The 26,346-nt window shown below is 39.1% G+C and carries 22 protein-coding genes, 1 rRNA gene and 1 other annotated feature (1 of these 24 only partly in view); of the genes, 20 read left to right on the top strand and 3 right to left on the bottom strand.

The genetic code is table 11. The features are described from left to right. Positions 1–83: 83 nt before the first annotated feature. The 19 genes from mnmE to guaB all read left to right on the top strand — a co-directional run bounded on the left by mnmE (position 84) and on the right by guaB (position 21,141). Positions 84–1,481, top strand: a complete 1,398-nt coding sequence (mnmE, locus tag IGJ63_RS13085; protein ID WP_101731818.1) for a tRNA uridine-5-carboxymethylaminomethyl(34) synthesis GTPase MnmE — start codon at positions 84–86, stop codon at positions 1,479–1,481. A 19-nt stretch (positions 1,482–1,500) separates the two neighbouring features. Next, the gene (gene mnmG / locus IGJ63_RS13080; RefSeq protein WP_101731819.1) at positions 1,501–3,399 is read left to right on the top strand and encodes a tRNA uridine-5-carboxymethylaminomethyl(34) synthesis enzyme MnmG; all 1,899 of its coding nucleotides are present in this window, start codon (positions 1,501–1,503) and stop codon (positions 3,397–3,399) included. Positions 3,400–3,570: 171 nt separating this feature from the next. Beyond that, positions 3,571–4,371, top strand: coding sequence for an SDR family oxidoreductase (locus tag IGJ63_RS13075; protein WP_002379285.1), 801 nt, complete (start codon positions 3,571–3,573; stop codon positions 4,369–4,371). 15 nt (positions 4,372–4,386) lie between these two features. Further along, a complete protein-coding gene (locus IGJ63_RS13070; protein WP_010822403.1) occupies positions 4,387–6,249 on the top strand; it encodes a BglG family transcription antiterminator in 1,863 nt (620 codons plus the stop codon). Then, complete coding sequence (locus IGJ63_RS13065) at positions 6,246–6,731, top strand: transcriptional regulator GutM (protein WP_002355985.1); 486 nt, start codon at positions 6,246–6,248, stop codon at positions 6,729–6,731. Before IGJ63_RS13070 ends, IGJ63_RS13065 begins: the two co-directional genes overlap by 4 nt. Beyond that, a complete protein-coding gene (gene srlA, locus IGJ63_RS13060) occupies positions 6,731–7,285 on the top strand; it encodes a PTS glucitol/sorbitol transporter subunit IIC (protein ID WP_002355983.1) in 555 nt (184 codons plus the stop codon). Before IGJ63_RS13065 ends, srlA begins: the two co-directional genes overlap by 1 nt. 16 nt (positions 7,286–7,301) lie before the next feature. Next, complete coding sequence (gene srlE, locus IGJ63_RS13055) at positions 7,302–8,297, top strand: PTS glucitol/sorbitol transporter subunit IIB (RefSeq protein WP_002355982.1); 996 nt, start codon at positions 7,302–7,304, stop codon at positions 8,295–8,297. Positions 8,298–8,320: 23 nt separating this feature from the next. After that, entirely contained in the window at positions 8,321–8,677 is a 357-nt protein-coding gene (locus tag IGJ63_RS13050) for a PTS glucitol/sorbitol transporter subunit IIA (protein ID WP_002355981.1), read from the top strand. A gap of 27 nt (positions 8,678–8,704) precedes the next feature. Further along, positions 8,705–9,382 carry a fructose-6-phosphate aldolase gene (locus tag IGJ63_RS13045; RefSeq protein WP_002408131.1) on the top strand — a complete coding sequence of 226 codons (678 nt, stop codon included), beginning with the start codon at positions 8,705–8,707 and terminating at the stop codon, positions 9,380–9,382. 200 nt (positions 9,383–9,582) lie between these two features. Further along, the gene (locus IGJ63_RS13040) at positions 9,583–11,355 is read left to right on the top strand and encodes an oleate hydratase (RefSeq protein WP_002361446.1); all 1,773 of its coding nucleotides are present in this window, start codon (positions 9,583–9,585) and stop codon (positions 11,353–11,355) included. 413 nt (positions 11,356–11,768) lie between these two features. Continuing rightward, positions 11,769–12,755 (top strand): DUF3114 domain-containing protein, encoded by a 987-nt coding sequence (locus IGJ63_RS13035; RefSeq protein WP_101731821.1) that lies wholly within the window; start codon positions 11,769–11,771, stop codon positions 12,753–12,755. A gap of 247 nt (positions 12,756–13,002) precedes the next feature. Further along, a complete protein-coding gene (rsmG, locus tag IGJ63_RS13030; RefSeq protein ID WP_002355977.1) occupies positions 13,003–13,719 on the top strand; it encodes a 16S rRNA (guanine(527)-N(7))-methyltransferase RsmG in 717 nt (238 codons plus the stop codon). A 15-nt stretch (positions 13,720–13,734) separates the two neighbouring features. Continuing rightward, positions 13,735–14,496, top strand: coding sequence for a ParA family protein (locus IGJ63_RS13025; protein ID WP_438746606.1), 762 nt, complete (start codon positions 13,735–13,737; stop codon positions 14,494–14,496). Further along, positions 14,489–15,379, top strand: a complete 891-nt coding sequence (locus IGJ63_RS13020) for a ParB/RepB/Spo0J family partition protein (protein ID WP_002355975.1) — start codon at positions 14,489–14,491, stop codon at positions 15,377–15,379. Before IGJ63_RS13025 ends, IGJ63_RS13020 begins: the two co-directional genes overlap by 8 nt. 117 nt (positions 15,380–15,496) lie before the next feature. Then, a complete protein-coding gene (locus IGJ63_RS13015) occupies positions 15,497–15,682 on the top strand; it encodes a DUF951 domain-containing protein (RefSeq protein ID WP_002355974.1) in 186 nt (61 codons plus the stop codon). Positions 15,683–15,738: 56 nt separating this feature from the next. Then, entirely contained in the window at positions 15,739–16,854 is a 1,116-nt protein-coding gene (ychF, locus tag IGJ63_RS13010) for a redox-regulated ATPase YchF (protein ID WP_002355971.1), read from the top strand. A 108-nt stretch (positions 16,855–16,962) separates the two neighbouring features. Further along, positions 16,963–17,652, top strand: coding sequence for a DUF1129 domain-containing protein (locus IGJ63_RS13005; RefSeq protein WP_002363563.1), 690 nt, complete (start codon positions 16,963–16,965; stop codon positions 17,650–17,652). Positions 17,653–17,819: 167 nt separating this feature from the next. After that, positions 17,820–19,502, top strand: coding sequence for a 6-pyruvoyl-tetrahydropterin synthase-related protein (locus tag IGJ63_RS13000; protein ID WP_438746604.1), 1,683 nt, complete (start codon positions 17,820–17,822; stop codon positions 19,500–19,502). A gap of 157 nt (positions 19,503–19,659) precedes the next feature. Continuing rightward, a complete protein-coding gene (gene guaB, locus IGJ63_RS12995) occupies positions 19,660–21,141 on the top strand; it encodes an IMP dehydrogenase (RefSeq protein ID WP_002355966.1) in 1,482 nt (493 codons plus the stop codon). A 211-nt stretch (positions 21,142–21,352) separates the two neighbouring features. On the opposite strand, the gene serS is transcribed toward guaB, so the two are convergent. From serS to IGJ63_RS12980, 3 genes are all read right to left on the bottom strand, one after another. Continuing rightward, positions 21,353–22,624 carry a serine--tRNA ligase gene (gene serS / locus IGJ63_RS12990; RefSeq protein ID WP_002355965.1) on the bottom strand — a complete coding sequence of 424 codons (1,272 nt, stop codon included), beginning with the start codon at positions 22,622–22,624 and terminating at the stop codon, positions 21,353–21,355. A gap of 87 nt (positions 22,625–22,711) precedes the next feature. After that, positions 22,712–22,918 (bottom strand) — a binding site (T-box leader). 40 nt (positions 22,919–22,958) lie between these two features. Continuing rightward, positions 22,959–24,140 (bottom strand): sensor histidine kinase, encoded by a 1,182-nt coding sequence (locus tag IGJ63_RS12985; protein ID WP_002363566.1) that lies wholly within the window; start codon positions 24,138–24,140, stop codon positions 22,959–22,961. Beyond that, entirely contained in the window at positions 24,130–24,819 is a 690-nt protein-coding gene (locus IGJ63_RS12980; RefSeq protein WP_002355963.1) for a response regulator transcription factor, read from the bottom strand. The genes IGJ63_RS12985 and IGJ63_RS12980 overlap by 11 nt, the downstream gene beginning before the upstream one ends. 665 nt (positions 24,820–25,484) lie before the next feature. On the opposite strand from IGJ63_RS12980, the gene IGJ63_RS12975 reads away from it, so the two are divergent. Beyond that, positions 25,485–26,346: ribosomal RNA gene (locus IGJ63_RS12975) — 16S ribosomal RNA — on the top strand (it continues 699 nt past the right edge of the window).

Raw genomic sequence — 26,346 nt, 5'->3', positions numbered from 1 at the left:
TGAAAGTGCTAAATCCAACCTGAATTTTTTAATGCAGGAGGAGTGGGCGCTTTTTTTGTTGTTATGAAGAAAGGAAGCTAATTATGCAATCAGCTACAATGGAATTTGATACAATTGCGGCGATTTCTACGCCGCCAGGTGAAGGTGCGATTAGTATTGTTCGTTTAAGTGGCGAGCAAGCAGTTGCTATTGCAAACAAAGTTTATCGGTCAGGCACTAAAGATTTAGCTAAAGTCCCCACGCACACGATTCATTATGGTCATATTGTTGATCCGCAAAACGATCAATTGATTGATGAAGTCATGCTTTCTGTGATGCGGGCACCGAAAACATTTACACGAGAAGACGTGGTAGAAATTAACTGTCATGGCGGCATTGTCGTGGTGAACCAACTACTGCAATTACTGTTACGTGAAGGCGCACGAATGGCCGAACCTGGGGAATTTACAAAACGTGCTTTTCTAAATGGCCGAATGGATCTTTCACAAGCAGAAGCAGTGATGGACTTAATCCGTGCTAAAACAGATAAAGCGATGAATGTTGCATTGAACCAATTGGATGGTAACTTGTCGGCGTTAATTCGTTCATTAAGACAAGAAATTTTAAATACTTTAGCGCAAGTAGAAGTTAATATTGATTATCCAGAGTATGATGATGTCGAAGAATTAACCACGAAATTACTTTTAGAAAAAGCCGAATTTGTGAAAGCGCAGATTCAACAATTATTAACGACCGCTAAACAAGGAAAAATTTTGCGAGAAGGTCTAAGTACAGCAATTATTGGCCGACCAAATGTCGGGAAATCCAGTTTGTTAAACCATCTGTTACGAGAAGAAAAAGCTATCGTTACAGATATTGCTGGAACGACACGTGATGTCATTGAAGAATACGTTAACGTTCGCGGCGTTCCTTTAAAATTAATTGATACAGCGGGGATTCGCGAAACAGAAGACATTGTGGAACGAATTGGTGTCGAACGTAGCCGCAAAGCGTTAGCAGATTCGGATTTAATTTTGTTAGTCTTAAATCAAAGCGAAAAATTGACAGAGGAAGATCGTCAACTGTTGGAAGCAACGAAAGGCTTAAAACGCGTTATTCTTTTAAATAAAATGGACTTACCGACAAAACTAGATCCTAACGAATTACAAGAATTAGTCCCTGCAGAAGAAATTTTATCCGTTTCGGTGTTGTCAAACACAGGCTTAGACCAGTTAGAAACGAAAATTGCTGATCTTTTCTTTGGCGGCCAAACAGGCGAAAAAGATGCTACCTATATTTCTAATACACGTCATATTGCTTTGCTGGATCAAGCAGCGCTTTCGTTACAAGAAGTGATTAACGGCATCGAAGCAGGTATGCCAGTCGATTTAGTTCAAATTGATATGACCCGTTGTTGGGATTATTTAGGGGAAATCGTCGGCGATAGTGTCCAAGATGAATTAATTACACAGTTATTTAGTCAATTTTGTTTAGGAAAATAAGACAAGAGAGGAATTTTTTATGAATCAATATCAAGCAGAATCATATGATGTTATTGTCGTCGGTGCTGGACATGCTGGCTCTGAAGCAGCCTTAGCAGCCGCACGAATGGGCGTTAAAACGTTACTTTTAACGATTAATTTAGATATGGTTGCTTTTATGCCATGTAACCCTTCTGTTGGTGGACCTGCCAAAGGAGTCGTTGTCCGAGAAATCGATGCATTAGGCGGCGAAATGGGTAAAAACATTGATAAAACCTACATCCAAATGCGGATGCTAAATACTGGTAAAGGTCCAGCAGTGCGTGCGTTGCGCGCGCAAGCTGACAAACATGCCTATGCGACAGAAATGAAACATACCATTGAAAAAGAAGAAAATTTAATCCTTCGTCAAGGGATTGTTGAAGAATTAATCGTGGAAGATGGCGTTTGTCGTGGTGTTGTAACTTCAACAGGTGCCGCATACCGTAGTCAAGCAGTGGTGATTACTGCCGGTACTGCCTTGCGTGGCGAAATTATTATTGGTGAATTAAAATATTCATCAGGACCAAACAATTCGCAACCTTCCGTTGGTTTAGCCAATCATTTAAAAGAATTAGGTTTAGAAATCGATCGCTTTAAAACAGGAACGCCGCCACGAGTAAAATCAAGTACGATTGATTATTCTGTGACAGAGGAACAACCAGGCGATAAAGAACCCAACCACTTTAGTTACAGCACGCCAGATAGTGCCTACAATCAAAACCAAGAACCTTGTTGGTTAACTTATACGAATGAAACAACGCATGAAATTATTCAAAAAAATCTACACCGCGCCCCAATGTTTACTGGGATTGTTGAAGGTGTGGGCGCTCGGTATTGCCCATCCATCGAGGACAAAATTGTTCGTTTTGCAGACAAACCAAGACACCAATTGTTCTTGGAACCAGAAGGGTTGAATACCGAAGAAGTTTACGTCCAAGGCTTATCTACTTCTTTACCAGAAGATGTCCAAACAGAAATGCTTCATTCTATTGAAGGATTAGAAAAAGTAGAAATGATGCGTACAGGTTACGCCATTGAATACGATGTGGTAGTCCCTCACCAATTACGCCCAACATTAGAAACAAAGGTCATTGAGAATCTTTATACAGCAGGTCAAACGAACGGAACTAGTGGCTACGAAGAAGCTGCTGGTCAAGGCTTGATGGCAGGAATTAATGCTGCATTGAAAATTCAAGGCAAAGAGCCTCTTGTTTTAAAACGTAGTGACGGCTATATTGGCGTCATGATTGACGATTTAGTTACAAAAGGTACCAACGAACCTTATCGCTTATTAACGTCACGTGCGGAGTATCGTTTGATTTTACGACATGACAATGCGGACTTACGTTTAACAGAAATGGGTCATGAAATTGGCTTAGTCAAAGAAGAACAATATGCCGCCTATCTAGTCAAAAAAGCGGCTGTTGAAGCGGAAATTGCCCGCTTAGGCAAACATCGGATTAAACCAACCAAAGAAGTGCAAGCATTTTTGGAAACCAAAGGCGCTGCTGGCTTAAAAGACGGTATTTTAGCTAGAGATTTTCTGAAACGCCCAGAAATCAGTTATCAAGAAGTCGCTCAATTTATTCCCGCACCTGAAGAGGCGCTTGATCCAAAAGTGATTGAACAAGTAGAAATTCAAATCAAGTACGAAGGCTACATTAAAAAAGCCATGGAAAAAGTTGAGAAACTAAAACGCATGGAAGCAAAACGCATTCCAGAAAACATTGATTACCAAGCGATTAACGGCTTGGCTACAGAAGCAAAACAAAAACTACAAAAAATCCAACCAGAAACGATTGCCCAAGCAAGCCGTATCAGCGGTGTGAACCCCGCTGACATTAGCATTTTGATGGTCTACATCGAACAAGGAAAAATCGCGAAAGTGCAAGGATAATAAAAATTTGAAGCAGTTGCTTCTTCACGGATGATTGATTGTGAAGAAGCAACTGCTTTTTTGTTTTGAATTAGTCTACTCTTTTTTCTAAACTACAAAAAAAGACTGTCTTAAATAATTTCACAAACTGACCTATACTGAAAGCGCAAACAAATGATAGGAGTGGAACAAATGACAGATTGGTTAGGAATTAAAGGAAAAGTAGTGATTGTTACAGGAGGCTCATCTGGTATTGGTCACAGCATTGTTGAAAGCTTGTTAGCACAAGAGGTCTATGTCGCTAATTTTGATATTTCAGCATCAGAAACGCAACATGAGCATTTACTCTTTGTGAAAGTCGATGTAACTTCTCGAGCAGAAGTAGAAGCAGGTGTCGCTCAAGTGGTTGAAAAATTTGGAACCGTAGATGGCCTAGTAAACAATGCCGGCATCAATATTCCACGTCTATTGGTGGATAAAAATCATCCTCATGGGCCTTATGAATTATCGGATGAGGTATTCGACAAAATTGTAGCCATCAATCAAAAAGGGCTCTACCTAATGAGCCAAGCAGTGGGCCGGATTCTTGTACAAAAACAAGCAGGTGTCATTATTAATATGTCTTCAGAAGCTGGATTAGAAGGCTCCGAAGGGCAAAGTGCTTACGCTGCAACGAAAGCAGCGGTCAGCAGTTATACACGTTCATGGGCTAAAGAGTTAGGAAAATCAAACGTCCGTGTCGTGGGGATTGCGCCAGGCATTATGGAAGAAACTGGCTTGCGCACTTTAGCATACGAAGAAGCATTGGCTTATACACGAAACATTTCTGTGGAGCAATTGCGAGCAGGTTATTCAAAAACAAGTACGATTCCATTAGGTCGTAGCGGAAAACTCCATGAAGTCGCTGACTTAGTATGCTATTATTTATCAGACCGTTCAAGCTATATTACAGGCATCACCACAAACGTAGCTGGAGGTAAAACAAGAGGATAGAGGTGGGAAAACTAAATGACGCTAGTAAATAGATGGTACCAAGTAATAAAATTACTAGTTGATCACAAAGGAATGAGCTTACAGGAATTGCAAGAGAAATTAGCCGCAAGTCCTCAAACAGTTCGTAAAAACATTGATACATTGAATGATGAATTAATCGGTATCGCCCAAATTATTCAGAAGGAAAATCTCTTTCAGTTAGAAATCAATAACTTTGAAGGTTTTGAAGAGGTTTTGTCTGGACGGCTAAAAAGGGAATCTGATTTTAATTCTTCAAGCAAGCGTGTTTCCTACATTATCAAACGATTAATAGAAGAAGATCAATTTATTTCAACTTATGATTTATCCGAAGAACTCGCCGTTAGTCGCGGCACAGTTAATAAAGACATTAAGCGCATGAAAGAGCTGATTGCTCCTTGGCAGGTTGCGGTTGTAGGTACGCCAAACCGTGGCATTCATTTAGAAGGAAAAGAGTTTGATTTACGCTTGCTTCATGTGAATTACGTCCAAGAATATTTTGAAGAACAGTTTCTTCATGAAACTACCAAACAAATGATACAAAAAATAATCAAAGAAACAAGACTAGCGAAACAAGATAGTTTTCTTTTACGAAGAGTGGTTTCAATTGTTTTGCAGCGTGTTTTAGCTGGAAAACTCATTACGGAACTACCACCAGAATATGTTGATTATGTTCGTCATAACGAGCAGATTGAAGAACTGATGTATCACTTGGAAATAACCTATAATGTAACGTTAAGCCAATGGGAACGTTCCTTTATCAGCTTTCCTTTTAACATCAACACAAACCATATTCGTAACTCTTTATTGACTGATGAAGGACTCTTAGCTGACTATTTTCAAAAAATGATGAAAAAAATTCATCATTCAGTTGTTGTTGAATTTGATGAGGACTTCTTGTTTTCAGAAATGAAAGATCATTTAAGAAACGTGATGAATCGACTCGTTTTTCATGTGGAATGTCACGATTTATTTTATGGAGAAATTGAACGACAATATCCTTTGGCCTATGAATTAGCCAAGATTGGCTTGCAAGAATTGGGCCGTTTGTTGAATCGTTGTGTGCCGACGGTTGAATTTGGGTATCTCGCTTTGTATTTTGAACTAGCATTGAGAGGGAACTATGAAGCGGGAGCCAAAAAAGAAATCGCTGTAATCTGCAGTACAGGTCATGGAACGGCCTTGATCATTCAGCGGCAATTGGAAAAAGTTTTGGGTCCAGACGTCCAGATTGCCCATTTCTCTGAAGAAGAGGCAGAGAGAAGAGAATTGAATCAATATTTTGCTATTTTTACAACCATTCCCTTAAAAAATATTCGACCACAAACACCGATGATCCATTTAACTAATTTATTTAATGATACTTGGCTCAGAAATGAGTGGCAGAGAGCAAAAGAAATTCGTTCCGTGGAATCTCAAAATATTCATATGACCTATCAATTATTAGAGAATACTCAAGGTTACCGAGCGAATATCCAGAAAATGATTGCTGATTTAGAAGCAGAAAAATTAGTAGATCCTCAATTTATCGAACGAATTTTTACTAGAGAAGATCAACAAACAACTATTTTTGAATCGGGGATTGCCTTTCCCCATACAATTAATCAAGCCTTACCAACGATTATTTTATCGATTGGGGTTTTTGAAGAATCACTGGTTACACCAGAAGGTAAAGTTGATGTTATTTTACTGTTGGGTATTCCAGAAGAGCTGACGGCCACTGTTGAAGCAGAGTTACTACAACTATATGACCGCTTGTTTACAATCGCAGGAGACGAACGTTTACGTAATGAGTTACGGAAGCAACGAGATGTTTTAGCGGTTAAAGAGTGGATGCAAAGGAAGGGGATTATCATATGAGTTTTATCTACGTATTCGGGGCGCTTTTTTTAACAGCTTACTTCGTTCAGATAGCTATGGGAATGAAACAGATTAAACACTTTAATCAAAACTACCAAGAATTGCGACAATTAGGAAAAGTCGCGATTGGTCGACGTGCAGGGAAGTTAAAAGCTGGCACGATTATCTTGTTTGCTGTGGATTCGCAAGGGAAAATCTTAGCCGCTAGAAAGATGCAAGGTGTCACCGTTCTAGCTAAATTTCATCCCTTACCTCAGTACGTGAACGAGGATATTCATTATATGGATCATTACCATCCACTCGTACAAAAGGAAAATAAATTAACCCAACAAGCGATGGAAAATGCACGAGAAATTTACTTACGTGTTGAGCTTGGCAATTATCAAGAAACACAACCATTAACGCCGCTTAATGGAGCCAAAATTCAATGGCAATTATGGAAAAATAAAGTACAAACAAAATTGAAAGGAAGTGTCGAGTAATGTCTTATATTACAAAATTTGCGGAAGGATTTATGCACCTTTTCCAAACAGGAGCAGAAACATTTATTTCTTGGATGACAGGCATCGTACCTGTTGTTTTGATGTTAATGGTAGCTATGAATACTTTAATTGCTTTTCTAGGAGAAGAAAGAGTAACCAAAGTAGCCAAACTTTCTGCCAAAAATCCTGTTACGCGATATTTAGTGTTGCCTTTTTTATCCGCTTTTATGTTAGGCAATCCAATGTCCTTTACGATGGCACGATTTTTACCAGAATACTATAAACCTAGCTATTATGCTGCACAAGCGCAATTTTGTCATACCAGTAATGGAGTTTTCCCTCATATTAATCCTGGTGAATTGTTCGTTTGGTTAGGGATTGCGCAAGGGATTGATACGTTAGGACTAAATTCGATGGACCTAGCGATTCGCTATATGTTTGTAGGGATATTAATGAATTTTATTGGCGGTTGGGTTACCGATTTCACTACCGCCTATGTTTGCAAACAACAAGGAATTACCCTTAGTAAAACAGTAGAGATTGCTGTAGATTAGAAAGGAGCAAGGTGAGATGACGTACAATAGTATTAAGGTAGTTAAAGGAAATGGCGGTTATGGTGGGCCCTTAGTGATTACACCGACAGAAGAAAAACATAAATTTATTTATATTACAGGTGGCGGCGAGAAACCCGCAATCGTTGATAAAATCGTAGAATTGACAGGAATGGAAGCGGTCAATGGTTTTAAGACATCGATTCCGGATGATGAAATCGCATTAGCCATTATTGATTGTGGAGGCACTCTTCGTTGCGGAATTTATCCTAAAAAAGGAATTCCTACTATTAACGTTGTTCCAACTGGCAAAAGTGGTCCCTTAGCACAATACATTAATGAGACAATTTATGTTTCCGCTGTAGGCCCGAAACAGATTACATTGACATCAGAAGAAGCTGCTGCTGATACAGAAAAGCCCACCTCGAAAAAAACAGAATTTAAATATGATACAAGTAAAAAAATTACTGAACAAAAAGCGGAACAACAAAGTTTTGTTGCGAAAATTGGTATGGGTGCAGGAAAAGTTGTAGCGACATTCAACCAATCAGCCCGTGAAGGCGTACAAACGATGATCAACACAGTGATTCCGTTTATGGCATTTGTTTCTTTATTAATTGGTGTGATTCAAGGTTCAGGAATTGGTGAATTTTTTGCCAATATCATGGCGCCATTGGCAGGAAACATTGTGGGGTTAACAATTATTGGTTTTATTTGTTCTCTGCCGTTTCTTTCTCCTTTATTAGGTCCTGGAGCAGTAATCAGCCAAGTAATTGGTACGTTAATTGGTGTGGAAATTGGAAAAGGCAACATTCCGCCACAACTAGCTCTACCAGCATTGTTTGCTATTAATACACAAAACGCGTGCGACTTTATTCCCGTGGGCTTAGGCTTGGAAGAAGCTGAAGCCGAAACCGTTGAAGTCGGGGTCCCTTCTGTTTTATATTCTCGTTTCTTAAATGGTGCCCCTCGAGTACTAGTTGCTTGGTTAGCAAGTTTTGGATTGTATAGTTAAAAAATTTTTTTGGAGGATGGGAAATGTCAGTATTTACAACAAAGGTTCAGTCTATTGGACCAGAAGCCGAATTATTTAAAGAAGAAAAAATGGTCATCTTATTTGGAAAAGATGCACCAGATGCTTTAGCAGATTATTGTTATAACATTGAGGTTCAGCCAGTCACAGAAGCGATTACGGACAAGCAAACGTTAGTGATTGATGAACAAACTTACCAGATTACCGCTGTAGGCGAGGTAGTATTAACTAATTTAGACACATTGGGTCACATTACTATTAAATTTGATGGCGCAACAACACCTGAATTACCAGGTACATTATATGTTGAAGAAAAAGCTATTCCTGAAATAACTGTTGGTACAACAATCACTATTCTATAATTATCGTTTAAGGGAGGAACGTAAAAGATGGAATTTATGCTAGATACAATTAATCTTGAGGCTATTCGAAAGTATCAGAAAATTTTACCACTGGCAGGCGTAACGTCTAATCCTAGTATTGTTAAGCAAGCAGGAAAAATTGACTTCTTTGCGCAGATGAAAGAAATAAAAAAAACGATTGGACAAGCGAGTTTGCACGTCCAAGTGGTCGGTCAAACGACAGAAGAGATGCTAGAAGATGCCCAAACCATTGTACAACAATTAGGCCAAGAAACATTCATTAAAATCCCAGTCAATGAAGCAGGCTTGGCAGCCATCAAACAACTAAAGCAGGCAAATTATCGGATAACAGCAACCGCTATTTATACAGAATTTCAAGGTTATCTAGCGATTGCGGCAGGTGCAGATTATTTAGCGCCTTATTATAATAGGATGGAGAATTTAACAATTGATTCTCAAAAGGTTATTGAGCATTTAGCTGCAGAAATTAAACGGACGAACGCAAAGAGTAAGATCTTAGCTGCTAGTTTTAAAAACGTGGCACAAGTTAATCAAGCCTGTCAAATGGGGGCGCAAGCGGTCACTATCGCACCAGAACTCGTGACACAAGGCTTGGCAATGCCCGCCATTCAAAAAGCAGTAACTGATTTTCAGGAAGATTGGGTTGCTGTTTTTGGAGTAGAAACGGTAAACGAATTAGCATAAAAAGAACGAGAAGAAAAAGCGGTCATTTTTCTTCTCGTTCTTTTTTTGTTTCACATGAAACATCTACGATTATTCACTTGCTTAAAAATTAGACAATTTCCTTTATTTGTCAAAGAATTTCTTAAAAAAAAGGGTTATCTTTTGGGTATTTTTTTTGGTAGCAGTATAATGAGGGTATCAAATGATAGGAGGAAACGAGAATGAGATACACAAATGGAAATTATGAAGCATTTGCTCGACCAAGAAAACCAAAAGGTGTAGATGACAAGAGTGCCTACATCGTTGGTGGTGGCCTAGCAGGTTTAGCAACGGCTGTTTTCTTAATTCGTGACGGTCAAATGAAGGGCGAAAATATTCACATTTTTGAAGAACTCACGCTGTCTGGCGGTTCTTTAGATGGTAAATTTATTCCCCATGATGGCTTTGTCACTCGCGGCGGACGCGAAATGGAAAACCATTTCGAGTGTTTGTGGGATCTATTTCGTTCGGTACCATCATTAGAAGTAGAAGATGCCTCTGTCCTAGATGAGTTTTACCGGTTAGATTTAGATGATCCGAATTCTTCAAATTGCCGCATTATTCATAACCGTGGCGAACGTGTCCCAGATGATGGACAATTTACTTTATCCAAAAAAGCACAAAAAGAAATCGTTGATTTATTTATGACTTCTGAAGATCAATTAATTGGCAAAAAAATTGAAGATGTTTTCGGCGAAGAATTTTTTGAATCCAACTTTTGGATCTATTGGTGTTCAATGTTTGCTTTTGAAAAATGGCACTCTGCCATTGAAATGCGCCGCTACATCATGCGCTTTATCCACCACATCAAAGGTTTGCCTGACTTTACAGCCTTGAAGTTTACCAAATACAATCAATACGAATCGTTAGTGAAACCATTACTAAGCTTTTTAACCAATCAAGGGGTAGACTTTCAATATGAAACAACAATCAATGATATCCAAGTCGACATCAAAGGAGCTACTAAAGTTGCTCGGCGATTATTGTTGACACAAGCGGGCAAAACCAAAGAAATTCCTTTAACTGAAAATGATTTAGTCTTCGTAACGAATGGCTCAATTACTGAAAGTTCGACGCAAGGAGATCATCATACACCAGCACCAATTACTCATGAACTAGGGGGAAGTTGGAATCTCTGGAAAAACTTAGCAAAACAATCCCCAGAATTTGGGCACCCAGAAGTTTTCTGTGAAAATTTACCAGATGAAAGTTGGTTTGTCTCAGCAACGATTACGTGGGAAAATTTCGATATTGAACCGTATCTTTCTCGGTTAACACATCGTAAATTACGCACAGGAAAAATTGTCACAGGTGGTATTATTACTATCAAAGACTCTAATTGGATGATGAGTTTTGCTATGCATAGACAACCGCATTTCAAAGAACAAAATGATCAACAATCTATAACTTGGGTATATGGATTACTTTCTAATAAACCAGGAAATTATATTAAAAAACCAATCGAACAATGTACAGGCCAAGAAATTACGCAAGAGTTACTTTATCATTTAGGGGTCCCAGAAGGGGAAATTGAACGTATTTCAGAAGAATCGGCTACCACTATTCCGGTGTATATGCCGTTTATCACTTCTTACTTTATGTTAAGAGAACCAGGCGATCGACCATTAGTTGTACCAAACGGCTCTAAAAATCTTGCTTTCATTGGGAACTTCGCAGATACTGAACGAGATACGGTGTTTACAACAGAGTATTCTGTACGGACAGCGATGGAAGCTGTTTATCAATTGCTAGAGGTTGAACGCGGAGTACCAGAAGTGTTTGCTTCTGCATACGACTTGCGCGTCTTAGCAAACTCTGTTTATTATTTATCTGACAAGAAAAAATTAACAGAAATGGATATGCCGTTCGTGGAACGCAAAATGGTTGAACACTTTGTGAAGAAATTTGAGGATACGTATATTGGTGATATTTTAAGAGAAAATCATTTAATTTAGTTGAAAAAGCGAGTGTAAATCACTCGCTTTTTTTGTTAGATTATCAATTGTTGAATAAATATTCATTGTTATGTATATTTATTTTGTGATTTTATGTATATTAAATATATAATATATCGAATGGAGGTAGAAAGTATACAACTTCGCAAAAAAATCTTAATTTCTGAAGAGACTTTTTCAAAATTTTGTTGAAAAGAAGGCGCATTTTTACCATAGTTTCTTCACATTTAACGGCTATTATTTAAACATACCCGATAAACAAAACCCTAACAAAACACTTTTTCATTTTTTAACTCCTCCGCCCGCCCTTCCCCAAAGGGCGGGTTGTTTTTTTTTTGCGTTAAAGCAGTTGGCATTTTGCAGGGAAAGGATTATCATTATAGAAGAAGTATATAGAAAAAGGCGGCGAGAAGATGGGACGTTGGCAAGAATTACAACAAGCAATGAGTGCTGGTGTAGAGGCGGCGATTGATGCTGGCTGGGACCGCCAAGCTGTTTATGGATTAGTGGAAAGCGCCATAAAAGACACGCGTTTCTTGCCACTTAAGCAAGCGAAAACAACAGTCGCGGAACTGTTTTCTGAAGTGGAAGAAGTGGGCTCTTCAGCGTATGAGCGATTATTTCGCTTTTCGGCTTATCGTCCGCAAGAAAAGCTCTCGTTACTTTTATGGCAATTAGGTGCAGTGTTGGATCAGCATGGCATGTTGCAATTAGTAGGACCTTATCGTTTCTCGAAGACGATTGCACCGCATGCGACGTTTTGGCACTTACTGGCAAAAACAGTTCAAAAAGCCTATCCGTTAGGTCTTCTTGGGAGCTTTAATCAAGAGAAAGCGAAAAAGATACATCAATTGAGAATGTATATTGATCGTCAAAATATCACGTATATCCGCGATTTTTTTAAACAAGAAGGGGACACCGATGAACAGGCATTAAAACGTTATGTTTTTGCGGCCAAGCCGCAAGGAATGGGCGGGCGGAAACTGAAAAAAAGCTCTGCTCGTTTGCATAACAAATACCCTGAGGGGGCATCTTATTCTTTAATTAATAAGAAACGATTGACGCCTAATTTTCACAGTGAGTTTATTTTGAATGAAGAAGGGACCTTTGTAACCCAGTGGGATGTGTTAGTTGAGGACTGGCGAGGCAGATTAATTAGTAATCCAGCCTATTATCAAGCGGCCAAAAACAGTGAATACCAGGAAAAAGTCTTGAATGGTGAATCGTTTAATTATGCAAATCGGAATAATCGTACCCATGAATTACTAGATAGTTCACCACCAGGGAGATTTGATCATCAATTACGAAAAACAGCCAAAAAAGGTTGGTTAAGTCCCCGTATCCAAGAATACGACTACCGCAGAGAACGACAAATAAAGTGCGATGATTATAGTAAGTAAAACAAGCCAATGTTTCACATGAAACATTGGCTTGTTTTACTCTTAGAGAAAGGCGGTTTTCGTTGCCGCCAATTGAACATTTTGGCCCATGGCTAGAGACTTTTTACCACATAAAAAGGCGGTTTTTTCTTTTATCATTCAGGCAAAAATCTTCCGAAAAGCATTGCAAGAAATTGCTATTTGCGTTAAAGTAGGAAAAGATGATTGTGAAACATTTTTCTGTTTCACAAAAAAGGAAGGAGTCCTTATGCTACCCGAAGAATTTAGACAACTATTAGCCGCAAAAGGCATTGAATTGACAGACCAACAGATGACACAATTTGACCAATATTTCCATTTATTAGTAGAATGGAATGAAAAAATGAATTTAACAGCCATTACAGAAGAAAAAGAAGTTTATTTGAAACATTTCTATGATTCTGTTTCGTTGGCATTCTTTGAAGATTTTGCCAGTGACAAAGCCATTTGTGATGTTGGCGCAGGCGCAGGATTTCCAAGTATTCCTTTGAAAATTGTTTTTCCTTCATTAAATGTCACAATTGTTGACTCTTTAAATAAACGAATTACTTTCCTAACAGAGTTGGTGAATCAACTAGGTTTGGCTAATGTTTCTTTGTATCATGATCGTGCAGAAACATTTGGTCAAAAAGCAGAATTTCGTGGCGCGTTTGATTACGTTACAGCGCGAGCAGTTGCACGGTTGAATGTTTTAAGTGAACTGTGTTTACCCTTAGTTAAAAAAGAAGGCTATTTTTTAGCCTTAAAAGCATCGAAAAGTGAAGAAGAAATTAATGAAGCAAAACCTGCAATCGCTACATTAGGCGGTCAATTTCAAAAAGAAGTTGGTTTTACTTTGCCGATTACGGCAGACGAACGCCACATTGTCGTGATTCAAAAGAAAAAAGAAACCCCTAAAAAATATCCCAGAAAACCTGGATTACCAAATAAACAACCGATTAAATAAGATGGAGGCACACACATGACACGAATTATTTCTGTAGCGAACCAAAAAGGCGGCGTTGGTAAAACAACGACCACTGTAAATTTAGGCGCATGTTTAGCAAACTTAGGCAAAAAAGTCTTACTGATCGACATTGATGCACAAGGAAATGCTACCAGTGGCATGGGTGTCCCTAAACCAGATGTCGCACACGATGTGTATGATGTCCTTGTAAATGAAGAACCAATCACTAGCGTGGTTCAACATACCAGCCGTGAAAATTTAGATATTGTCCCTGCAACTATTCAATTAGCAGGCGCCGAAATTGAATTAACTTCAATGATGGCTCGAGAATCGCGCTTGAAATTAGCAATTGATGAAGTAAGAGACATGTATGATTTCGTTTTAATTGATTGCCCGCCTTCTCTAGGGCATTTAACAATCAATGCTTTTACAGCAAGTGATTCGATTCTAATTCCTGTTCAATGTGAATATTACGCATTAGAAGGCTTGAGTCAATTGCTAAATACGATTCGCTTGGTTCAAAAACATTTTAACCCTAAATTGAAAATTGAAGGGGTCTTGTTAACCATGTACGATGCTCGGACCAATTTAGGTGCCGAAGTCGTTGAAGAAGTCCGTAAATATTTCCGTGAAAAAGTCTATGACACGATTATTCCAAGAAATGTCCGTTTATCCGAAGCACCAAGTCATGGTTTACCAATCATTGACTATGATATTCGCTCAAAAGGTGCCGAAGTGTATCAAGCACTAGCAAAGGAAGTGTTGGAGAATGAATAAAGGCAAAGGTTTAGGCAGAGGCATCGATGCCTTGTTTCAAGATATCGCAAAGCTAGAAGATGTCGACGTTAAGAACGAACAAGTGACAGAAATTCTATTAAACGAACTTCGTCCCAATCCTTACCAACCGCGGAAAACATTTGATGAAACCTCTTTACAAGAACTTGCAAACTCGATTCTACATTCCGGTGTGTTTCAACCGATTATTGTTCGTAAATCGGCAGTTAAAGGCTATGAAATTATTGCAGGTGAGCGTCGGTTCCGGGCTTCTAAATTAGCCGGCAAAGAAAAAATTCCCGCAATTATTCGCGAATTTGATGAAGAATCCATGATGCAAGTTGCTGTTTTGGAAAACTTACAAAGGGAAGATTTAAATCCGCTAGAAGAAGCAGAAGCCTATGAAATGCTAATGAAAAATTTGAAATTAACACAAGCGGAAGTCGCAGAACGTTTGGGAAAAAGTCGCCCGTATATTGCCAATTATTTACGGTTGCTAACTTTACCAGATGCGGTCAAAGCAATGGTTCAAAAACAAAGCATGTCAATGGGTCAAGCACGGACGTTATTAGGCTTGAAGAACAAAGAACAGCTATTGCCATTAGCTAATCGTTGTATTAAAGACAATTTAACGGTTCGACAATTAGAACAACTTGTCGCTGAATTAAACGAAACACAAGGCAAAAAGGGCAAAAAAGCGAAAAAAGCCATCAAAGAAAAACCCATTTATATTCGAGAAAGTGAAGACCGCTTAATGGATAAATTTGGGACAACCGTAGCGATTCAAGAAAAAGAAGGCAAAGGAAAAATTGAAATTGAGTACTTGTCCTCTTCGGATTTGGCTAGAATTTTAGATATTTTAGATATTCATTTTGACGAGGAATAAAAAGCAAAGTGAGAAAGTAAGACAGAAAGTCACAAATCCTTTTGCTAGTTTCGTTAAAAAATGGTATTGTAATCATGGTATTTTTATATAAGTAAGAGAAGAAAGAAGGCTTGGAACATGTATGATTTAGGCGATATTGTCGAAATGAAAAAGCCGCATGCTTGCCAAGCAAATCGTTGGCAAATCATTCGCATGGGCGCTGATATCAAAATCAAGTGCACGAATTGCGGGCATATTGTCATGATGCCGCGTCGTGATTTTACTAAAAAATTAAAAAAAGTAATCGAGAAAAAAGCAGACTAATGCTTTGATGCCTCTAATAGAAAAGAGAATAGACTGAGAGAAAGAGTGGAAAACAAATGGCACTAACAGCTGGAATTGTCGGCTTACCAAACGTTGGTAAATCGACCCTATTTAACGCAATTACAAAAGCAGGAGCAGAAGCTGCAAATTATCCCTTTGCAACGATTGATCCGAACGTCGGCATGGTTGAAGTACCAGATGCCCGTTTACAACGCTTGACAGAACTAGTAAAACCGAAAAAAACAGTTCCCACAACGTTTGAATTTACAGACATCGCCGGAATTGTTAAAGGTGCCAGCAAAGGAGAAGGGCTGGGAAATCAGTTTTTAAGTCACATTCGTCAAGTAGATGCAATCTGTCACGTGGTTCGTTGTTTTGATGACGAAAATATCATGCGTGAACAAAATCGGGATGCGGATTTCGTTGATCCTTTAGCAGACATTGATACAATTAATTTAGAGCTAATTTTAGCAGATTTAGATTCAATCAATAAACGCTATACTCGCGTGGCAAAAATGGCGAAAGCAAAAGATAAAGAAGCGGTGGAAGAATTAGCTGTTTTAGACAAAATTAAACCAGTTTTAGAAGAAGGTTTATCTGCTCGTACGATTGAATTTACGCCAGAAGAAGAGAAAATTGTTAAATCTCTTTTCTTATTAACCACAAAGCCGGTCCTTTATGTAGCAAATGTTTCAGAAGATGAAGTGGCGGATCCAGACAACAACGAGTATGTACAACAAGTTCGTAATTTTGCAACCAGTGAAAATGCGGAAGTAATCGTAGTTAGTGCGCGAGCAGAAGAAGAAATTGCTGAATTGGATTCTGAAGAAGACAAGGCTGAATTTTTAGAAGCAATGGGCATTGAACAATCTGGCTTAGATCAATTGATTCGTGCGGCGTACGATTTGTTAGGCTTAGCTACCTACTTTACAGCTGGTGAACAAGAAGTTCGTGCATGGACGTTCCGTAAGGGAATCAAGGCACCTCAAGCAGCTGGGATTATCCACAGTGACTTTGAACGAGGCTTCATTCGTGCGGAAACAGTTTCTTATGAAGACCTAGATAAATATGGCAATATGCAAGCTGCCAAAGAAGCGGGCCGTGTTCGTTTAGAAGGAAAAGACTACGTCGTTCAAGATGGCGATGTTATGTTGTTCCGTTTTAACGTTTAAAAAAATGTGCCCAACAAGCAATTTGTTTTGGGATAAGCCCACATATTTAAGGCCATTCAGCCGTTTAGAAAGAGGTTCCCTCTACATGAGGGTGAGGAGGATACAACTATGGAAGCAGAAGCATTACGAGCAATCGTGGCTGAGAATCGTCAATTAGAACAGAATTTGACTAAAAGAAATGAACAATACATTTTTGACTTAAAAAAATCATTAAAAGCGGCTAATTTATCTGAAGAAGAGCTAGCATTGGCTCTACACGGTATTTTGCCAGAATTAGTAGCCGGTCAAAAAACAGGCAAAACAGCCCGTCAGTTATTTGGCACTGTTTCAGAACGGACGGAAGCAATTTTAAATAAACCAGCAGAAGTCAAAGAACCAGCGGGCTGGATGATTTGGCTCGACAATACCTTACTATTACTTGGTTTATTAACAATCATGTTAGCGGCGATGTCTCTATTTTCAAAAGGAACTGCACAGCCTCTCGGATTAACCACATATATCTTAGGTGCGATGGCTGGGGGTTATGTTTTCTATCTAATGCACAAATATGTTTACCGTTTTGATCGTCAAGGTGGCGACAAAAGCAAACGTCCTGGTTGGTTAAAAACGACTGCCATTCTATTTGGCGGAATGTTCTTGTGGATTGCAGTTTTCGCTGGTTCAGCGATGCTGCCACCAGTGATCAATCCCATTTTAGATCCGATGATTGCTTTAGTAATCGGTGCGTTAGCCTTTGTAGCACGCTATTTCTTCAAGAAAAAATACAATATTCAAGGCAGTTTCATGACACGTCAATAAACGGCGCGCGCTCAATTGTGAATGCGCTCGGCTGACGCAGAAACTGCAACAAGCAAAGTCGCTCTCTCAATAGAGCGTTTTAACAGTTAAAGCCTGGGGGATTAGTCGAAAAAACTAGTGTCCCAGGCTTCTGTTTTCAGAAGTTTGTAAAGAAAGGAGCCCCTCTTATGGGACAACAAGTGAAGTCTTGGTGCCGTCAACACGAGCGGCTACTCATTTTTATTAGTTTTCTCTTATTAAGTGGACTTTCTCTCTATTTTGTCTATTTTCAAGATAATTTTTTACGAGCAAGTGATTTCCGCTTTCATCAAAATCGGGTGGAAGGTCTCGCATTAGCAATTAAAAACAACGACTGGTTTCCTAAAATCAATTATTTTTTCTTGGGAGGCTATGGCTATGCCTCTAGTTTGTTTTATCCAGATGCGTATCTTTATTTACCTGCGCTTTTGCGTGTTCTGGGGCTTTCCTTTGTCGCTAGTATGGCGATTTTTGTGTTTGCAGTAAACTTGGCAACATTTAGTCTTACTTATTATGCAGGCCGATTAATGGCGCTCTCTAAAAAAAGAAGCTATCTCTTTGCCATTTTGTATGGCTTATCTATTTACCGCATGCAAGACTTGTTTAATCGCCAAGCGTTAGGAGAATTTTTGGCGCTAAGTTTTTTTCCGTTGGTCTTAGCGAGCCTGTTTTTATTACGAAAGGGAACCACGAAATATTGGCCATTATTAACGCTGGCGATGACTGGGATTGGGTTGGCTCACTTTATTTCTATTGAAATGGTTTCTATTTGGATTGGGTTATACATTCTGTTTTATTGGCAGCAGTTTTTTAAAAAGGAGGTCCTGTTGGCATTAGCGAAGGCTGCAGGTTTGACGCTGCTTTGGCTGGCCTTTTATCTTTTACCAGTTGCTGAACAAATGAAAAATCAAGTGTTTAAAGTTACATCCAATCCACTCACTTATATTTCCGAAAGAAGTTATCCCATTGATTCTCTTTTCATTAATAGTTTAAAGAGCAGTGTTTTTCACGCGAAAACAGCGAATCTAGGAACCCTTTTGTTTGTGGGACTTGTTGTAGCAGTGGTTTCGCTTGCCAGCAAAAAAATTCAGGACAAACGGTTTATTGGTTTGACGCTGGTACTCTTATTGATGGTTACCACGCTTTTTCCTTGGCACTGGCTGAACCACACGCCTTTAAATACGATTCAGTTTCCTTGGCGGTTTTTAGGGATTCTTTCCGTAATGCTCGCTTTTTTCATTGCACAAGACGAATGGGGCGTTTTCCGTAAATCTTGGACTGTGGCTTTGTTGGTTTTCCTTGCCATCAGCAATTTAGGCATTTATCAATATCAAAGTATTCAGTCACAACAAGGTCGCCTGTTAACAAAAGCTGAGTATGAGCAACCAACGCCTTTTTATATCGGTGCGGGCCATGAATATTTGCCAGATGAAATCAATTATCAGGAATTATTGAAACAGAAAAAACGACCACTTGATTATTCGGCAGAACAAGTAACCATTACAAATGTTAGAATGCCTTATGGGAAAATTTCATTTAACTACCAAGTGGTGAAGCAATCAGCGAAGGTGACCGTTCCTTTTATTTATTACTTAGGCTATCAAGCCACGATTCAAATGAAAAACCAAACGGGCGCTAAAAAAATGAGCCTAACCAATCAAGGAGGTTTAGCCGCTCTTTCTTTATCTGGTACAGGACATGTCGACATCCGTTACCAAAGAACAAAAGTGCAAAAAATAGGGACAATGATGACCTTGCTTTCTGTCGGCGGTTTTGGATTTAGCCGATTTTTACAACAAAAAAAGAAACACAAGATAAAAGAACAACGATGAAAGTAGGACCTTAATTAGGAAGAGTTGAATAAAGGACAAACCGATTTCGGCGTTTTGTCCTTTATTCCTCATTGATTATTTAAACAAATCTAGTTGACTTCCTTAGTATTATCTGTTATTTTCATATATAAAATTAAGTCGAGGAGTGGACAAAAAAATGTCAAATTGGGAAACAAAATTTGCGAAAAAAGGTCTTACATTTGATGATGTGCTATTAATCCCTGCAGAAAGCCATGTCTTACCAAATGATGTAGACATGAGTGTACAATTAGCTAAAAATATCAAGTTAAATATTCCATTGATGAGTGCCAGTATGGATACTGTTACAGATAGTAATATGGCAATTGCGATGGCTCGTCAAGGTGGACTAGGTGTCGTACATAAAAATATGACTGTCGCCCAACAAGCAGACGAAGTACGTAAAGTCAAACGTTCTGAAAGCGGCGTTATCATTGATCCATTCTTTCTAACACCAACAAACTTAGTAGCGGATGCAGAAGAATTAATGAGTCGTTACCGTATTAGCGGTGTGCCAATTGTAGAAACAATGGAAAACCGTAAATTAGTCGGAATTATTACAAACCGTGATATGCGTTTTGTAACCGACTACCAAATCAAAATCGAAGAAGTCATGACAAAAGATCATTTAGTCACTGCGCCAGTTGGCACATCTTTAAAAGATGCAGAAAAAATCTTACAAAAACATAAAATCGAAAAATTACCAATCGTTGATGAAGCAGGTCGCTTAAGTGGCTTAATTACAATTAAAGACATTGAAAAAGTGATTGAATTCCCAAATGCTGCCAAAGACGAACACGGTCGTTTACTTGTGGCGGCAGCAGTCGGTGTTACTAGTGATACGTTCGAACGTGCGGAAGCATTATTAGAAGCAGGTGCCGATGCGATTGTTATCGATACTGCACATGGCCATAGTGCCGGCGTTATTCGCAAAATTAAAGAAATTCGTGAAACGTTCCCTGAAGCAACATTAATTGCTGGTAATGTTGCCACTGCTGAAGCAACCAAAGCATTGTATGATGTCGGCGTTGACGTTGTCAAAGTTGGTATTGGACCTGGTTCAATTTGTACAACACGTGTCGTTGCTGGTGTTGGTGTTCCTCAATTAACAGCGATTTATGATGCTGCTTCTGTAGCTAGAGAATATGGTAAAGCAATTATCGCTGATGGCGGTATTAAATATTCTGGTGATATCGTGAAAGCCTTAGCTGCTGGTGGACATGCTGTAATGCTAGGAAGTATGTTAGCAGGTACAGATGAATCTCCAGGCGAATTTGAAATTTATCAAGGCCGTCGTTTCAAAACTTACCGTGGCATGGGCTCATTAGGTGCAATGGAAAAAGGATCAAGTGATCGTTACTTCCAAGGAAGTGTCAATGAAGCAAACAAATTAGTGCCAGAAGGAATCGAAGGACGTGTTGCTTACAAAGGAAGCGTTTCTGATATTGTCTTCCAATTAATCGGTGGCTTGAAATCAGGGATGGGTTACGTCGGTGCAGCAGACCTGAAAGCGTTGCGTGAAGAAGCACAATTTGTTCAAATGAGTGGTAACGGATTGAAAGAATCACATCCACATGACGTTCAAATCACAAAAGAAGCACCAAACTATTCTGTTCAATAAAATAAAAGCTGATTTTTTTGAAATTTAAAAGAGGCAGACGTCATTTCGACGTCTGCCTCTTTTTCTGTAGAATGAAGGATTTGCTTCTGTTTCCGCCGTTTATCAATTTTTAAGCCTGTAACAAAAATCCAAAGTGATTTTTGTTACAGGCTCCTTTTCCTATAGAATAAAAGCCGTTATCTGATATCAGACAACGACCTTCATCTTCCCTTTATTTAATAACTGTTAGGTTACCCATGTAAGGAACTAGGACTTCTGGTACAGTCACAGAGCCATCTTCGTTTTGGTAGTTTTCTAAAATAGCAGCGACTGTCCGTCCTACGGCTAAACCAGAACCATTGAGTGTATGCGCATATTGGACTTTATCATTTTCATCACGGTAACGAATCATCGCACGGCGCGCTTGGAAATCTTCACAGTTTGAGCATGAACTGATTTCACGGTATGTCTCTTGAGCGGGAATCCAAACTTCCAAGTCATAAGTTTTCGCAGCTGAGAAGCCCATGTCACCTGTTGAAAGAGCCATGACACGGTAAGGTAATCCCAGTTTTTGCAGAATTTCTTCGGCATTATTCGTCATTTTTTCTAATTCCTCATAAGAATGCTCTGCATCACTAAATTTAACCATTTCGACTTTATTAAATTGGTGTAAACGAATTAATCCTCGTGTGTCACGACCAGCGCTACCAGCTTCAGAACGGAAAGAAGGGCTCAAGGCCGTAAAGTAAATCGGTAAATCCTTTCCATCTAAAATTTCATTGTTGTAGTAATTAGTTAACGGGACTTCTGCCGTTGGGATTAACGTTAAATCTGTATCTTGTAATTGGAAGACATCTTCTTTAAATTTAGGAAATTGGCCAGTTCCGAACATGGCGGTGTCATTAACGATATAAGGCGTAATCATTTCTGTATAGCCATGTTCATAAACATGTAAATCTAACATGAAGTTGTATAACGCACGTTCTAAGCGAGCACCTAAGCCTTTGTAATAAACAAAACGGCTACCAGCTACTTTGGCACCACGTTCAAAATCTAGAATGCCTAAGTTTTCAGCGACTTCCCAGTGTGGTTTTGGTTCAAAAGCAAAAGTTCTTGGTTCACTCCAACGACGTACTTCTACATTTTCTTCTTCACCAGCACCAACAGGCACAGAATCATCTGGCAAATTCGGTAAAGTAGTTGTGATCCCACGTAGCTCTTCGTCAATAGCGTTAATTTCTGCATCTAATGCTTTAATATTGCCGCCGACTTCTTTCATTTCCGCGATTTTGGCCGTTGCATCTTCTTTGTTTCGTTTTAATTGAGCAATTTCAGCAGACACATCATTCCGGTATTTTTTCATTTCTTCGACTTTGACTAATAAATCACGGCGACTTTCATCTAAACGCAGAAATTCCACTAAGATTTCTTCTTTCACGCCACGGGTTTGTAGCTTTGCTTTTACTTCGTCAAAATTTTGACGCATCATTTTTACATCTAACATATTTTTTCCTCCTTAAAATTAGTACATAATCAATAATAACTGTTGTAGAAAACAACAAAAAAGCCATCTCACCCCAAAAATAAATATTCTTGGGACGAAATGACTGGAAATCTCGCGGTACCACCCAAGTTCAGTAATGTTACTGCCCTTGATTTGCAGATAACGGCTGCAGACCGTTCCAACTTATTTCGCTGGACACCTGGAAGAGACGGACTTCTTTATAGATGAATGTTTGCTCGCACCCCCGCAAACTCTCTGGAATTCAGTGCCATAAATACTTTTTCTCTTAGTTTTCTCTTTTCTATAGAATACCGAAAAAGTTCAGGGATGTCAATTAACTCTCTGATTTCTTGTTGGTACGCTGTAAGGGTAGATGAATAATAAAGGAAGTCCACTTTTGATCAGACTTCGCATAAATATATCCACCATGTAAAGCGACAATACTTTGTGCAATAGCCAGACCTAAACCAGTACCCCCCGTTTCTTGTGATCGGGATTCTTCGACACGATAGAAGCGGTCAAACAACTGATCTAAAGAATGTTTAGGGATAGCTGGTCCATCATTGCGAACAGCAATAATTGCTTCGGTGCCGACTTTGTCTACTTCCATTACAATATGATGGCCACCTTTGCCATATTTCAAAGCGTTTGAAAGAAGGTTGTTAAAGACTCGGACTAGTTTTTCCGTATCGCCTTCCATCATTAAAGAAGCTGGATTGGCTTTTACTTGGATTTGCATATTAATCTTTTTCGCTTCCAATTCAAAATCGGCAGCAAGCTGTTCAATTAATTGTGCCATATCAAAAGTCGTCGTATGAATCGGTACACTTGGTTGACGGACTTTTGTATATTCAAAAAGATCATCAACTAATAATTTCATTTGTTTCGCTTTGACGTAAGCGGTATGCGTATATTTCAGTAAATCTTCTTGGCTATGAAATTGACGATCTTCAATCAATCCCAGATAACCAATAATAGAAGTTAACGGTGTCCGAATATCATGACTGACATTCGTAATTAATTCATCTTTTGATTTTTCAATTCGCCGTTCATCTTCAATGGCTGCGACAGTACTATCCACCAGACCGTTAATACTCGTCACGACTTTTGCTAAATCACCACTTAATTCAAACGGAATGCGGTGATTGTAATTACCATCAGCGATGTAATGTAACTCACTGATAATATGACGCAATTGCATTTGATGGTAGCGACGAATTAAGCGCCAATAGAGAACAGCTGCATCTACTAAAAAGAAAATGGGTAAGACAAATTTATTCCAGCTCCAAAACAAATCAGTATTTAATTCTTTAGCGACCGCATCCTTAGTGGCCCAGATGACACCAGCTAAGGGCGAGTTTTCACTAAGTAGTTGTCCTAAAAGGAACATAATTGAGACATTTAATAGTAGTAATAAAACAATTGTCACAATTGCTTCTGCTAATAACTCGCTGATTTCTTTAGAAGTTAAGGTAATTCGTTTTTGTTTTTCAATCTTTTTAGGTTTAACGAGCATCGATCTTATATCCAACTCCCCACACTGTTTGAATGACTTTTTCTCCACCAGTTGCTTCTTCAATCTTATCTCTTAAATGACTGACGTGAACCATCACGGTTTTAGCAGAAACAATACTTTCTTGTTGCCACACACGCTCAAAAATTTCATCCGCACTAAACACACGATTTGGATGACTAGCTAATAGATAGAGGATACCAAACTCAAGAGCGGTTAATTGAATTTCTTTTCCTTCTATTGTTTTGACTTCGTGAGAGTCCTTATTAATCATTAATGGGCCGACTTCTAATTCATCGGGTTCTTCTTTGGTTAATTGCATTTGGCTTCTACGTAAAATAGACTTTACCCGAGCCATTACTTCTAAAGGATTAAAAGGCTTGGTGACATAATCGTCTGCACCAGCAACTAAGCCTTTGATTTTATCCATATCGGTTGTTTTTGCTGTTAACATAATAATTGGAATTTGCGATTCTTTTCGAAGTTCTTTCACTACTTCCATTCCATCCATGATTGGCATCATAATGTCCAAGATTAATAAATCGATATCTGGTGTTGTGTGCAATTTGGATAGCGCTTCTTTTCCATCATAAGCTTTCACGACTTCGTATCCTTCATTATGAATATAAATACTCAATAGTTCTACAATTTCTTTATCATCATCTGCAACTAAAATTTTCATAAGCGTTCATTTCCTCCATATATAAAAAATCTCTTTTCCATATTTTAACAAATAATTGCTAAAAAGGACAAAATCCTTGATATATTACGATAAATTTAGAAGATTTTGCTAAAAGTTAATAAACTATAGCCAAAAAAGGATGAAAGGGGGTAAAAAACGAACGAAAATACCTATACCAATCATAATAATCGGTATTGAAAAAAAGTTTAAAAAAAGTGAAAATAATGATTGACCAATGCTTGAAATCTTGGTATATTATTACATGTCGCAAGGCGAGTCACACAGCTGAGCGATTCAGAAATCAATAATTAAATAACAATTCTTGATTTCAAATCTCTCGAAAAAAGTTTGAAAAAACAACAAAAAAGTTGTTGACAAATAACAAGCGAGATGATAAGATATAGAAGTTGTCACAACAGACAACAACAACCGAGCAAAACAACTTAAAAAACTTTTTAAAAAAAGTTCTTGACATTCAAACGAAAGTTTGTTATGATATAAAAGTTGCTGCGAGGTAACGTAGGCCTTTGAAAACTGAACAAAGAATAGACGAACCAAATGTGTAGGGCGTCTTGATTCAATTCAAGACAACAAACATTTTTAACAAGCAAGCAATATGCTAGCAAACAAATTGAGCTTAACAATCGCAAGATTGTTCTAACTTTTATTATGAGAGTTTGATCCTGGCTCAGGACGAACGCTGGCGGCGTGCCTAATACATGCAAGTCGAACGCTTCTTTCCTCCCGAGTGCTTGCACTCAATTGGAAAGAGGAGTGGCGGACGGGTGAGTAACACGTGGGTAACCTACCCATCAGAGGGGGATAACACTTGGAAACAGGTGCTAATACCGCATAACAGTTTATGCCGCATGGCATAAGAGTGAAAGGCGCTTTCGGGTGTCGCTGATGGATGGACCCGCGGTGCATTAGCTAGTTGGTGAGGTAACGGCTCACCAAGGCCACGATGCATAGCCGACCTGAGAGGGTGATCGGCCACACTGGGACTGAGACACGGCCCAGACTCCTACGGGAGGCAGCAGTAGGGAATCTTCGGCAATGGACGAAAGTCTGACCGAGCAACGCCGCGTGAGTGAAGAAGGTTTTCGGATCGTAAAACTCTGTTGTTAGAGAAGAACAAGGACGTTAGTAACTGAACGTCCCCTGACGGTATCTAACCAGAAAGCCACGGCTAACTACGTGCCAGCAGCCGCGGTAATACGTAGGTGGCAAGCGTTGTCCGGATTTATTGGGCGTAAAGCGAGCGCAGGCGGTTTCTTAAGTCTGATGTGAAAGCCCCCGGCTCAACCGGGGAGGGTCATTGGAAACTGGGAGACTTGAGTGCAGAAGAGGAGAGTGGAATTCCATGTGTAGCGGTGAAATGCGTAGATATATGGAGGAACACCAGTGGCGAAGGCGGCTCTCTGGTCTGTAACTGACGCTGAGGCTCGAAAGCGTGGGGAGCAAACAGGATTAGATACCCTGGTAGTCCACGCCGTAAACGATGAGTGCTAAGTGTTGGAGGGTTTC

Origin of the sequence: Enterococcus sp. DIV1375a, from assembly GCF_051712205.1 — a bacterium.
GTDB lineage: Bacteria > Bacillota > Bacilli > Lactobacillales > Enterococcaceae > Enterococcus > Enterococcus faecalis.
This window is presented reverse-complemented; position numbering and strand designations above follow the sequence as displayed.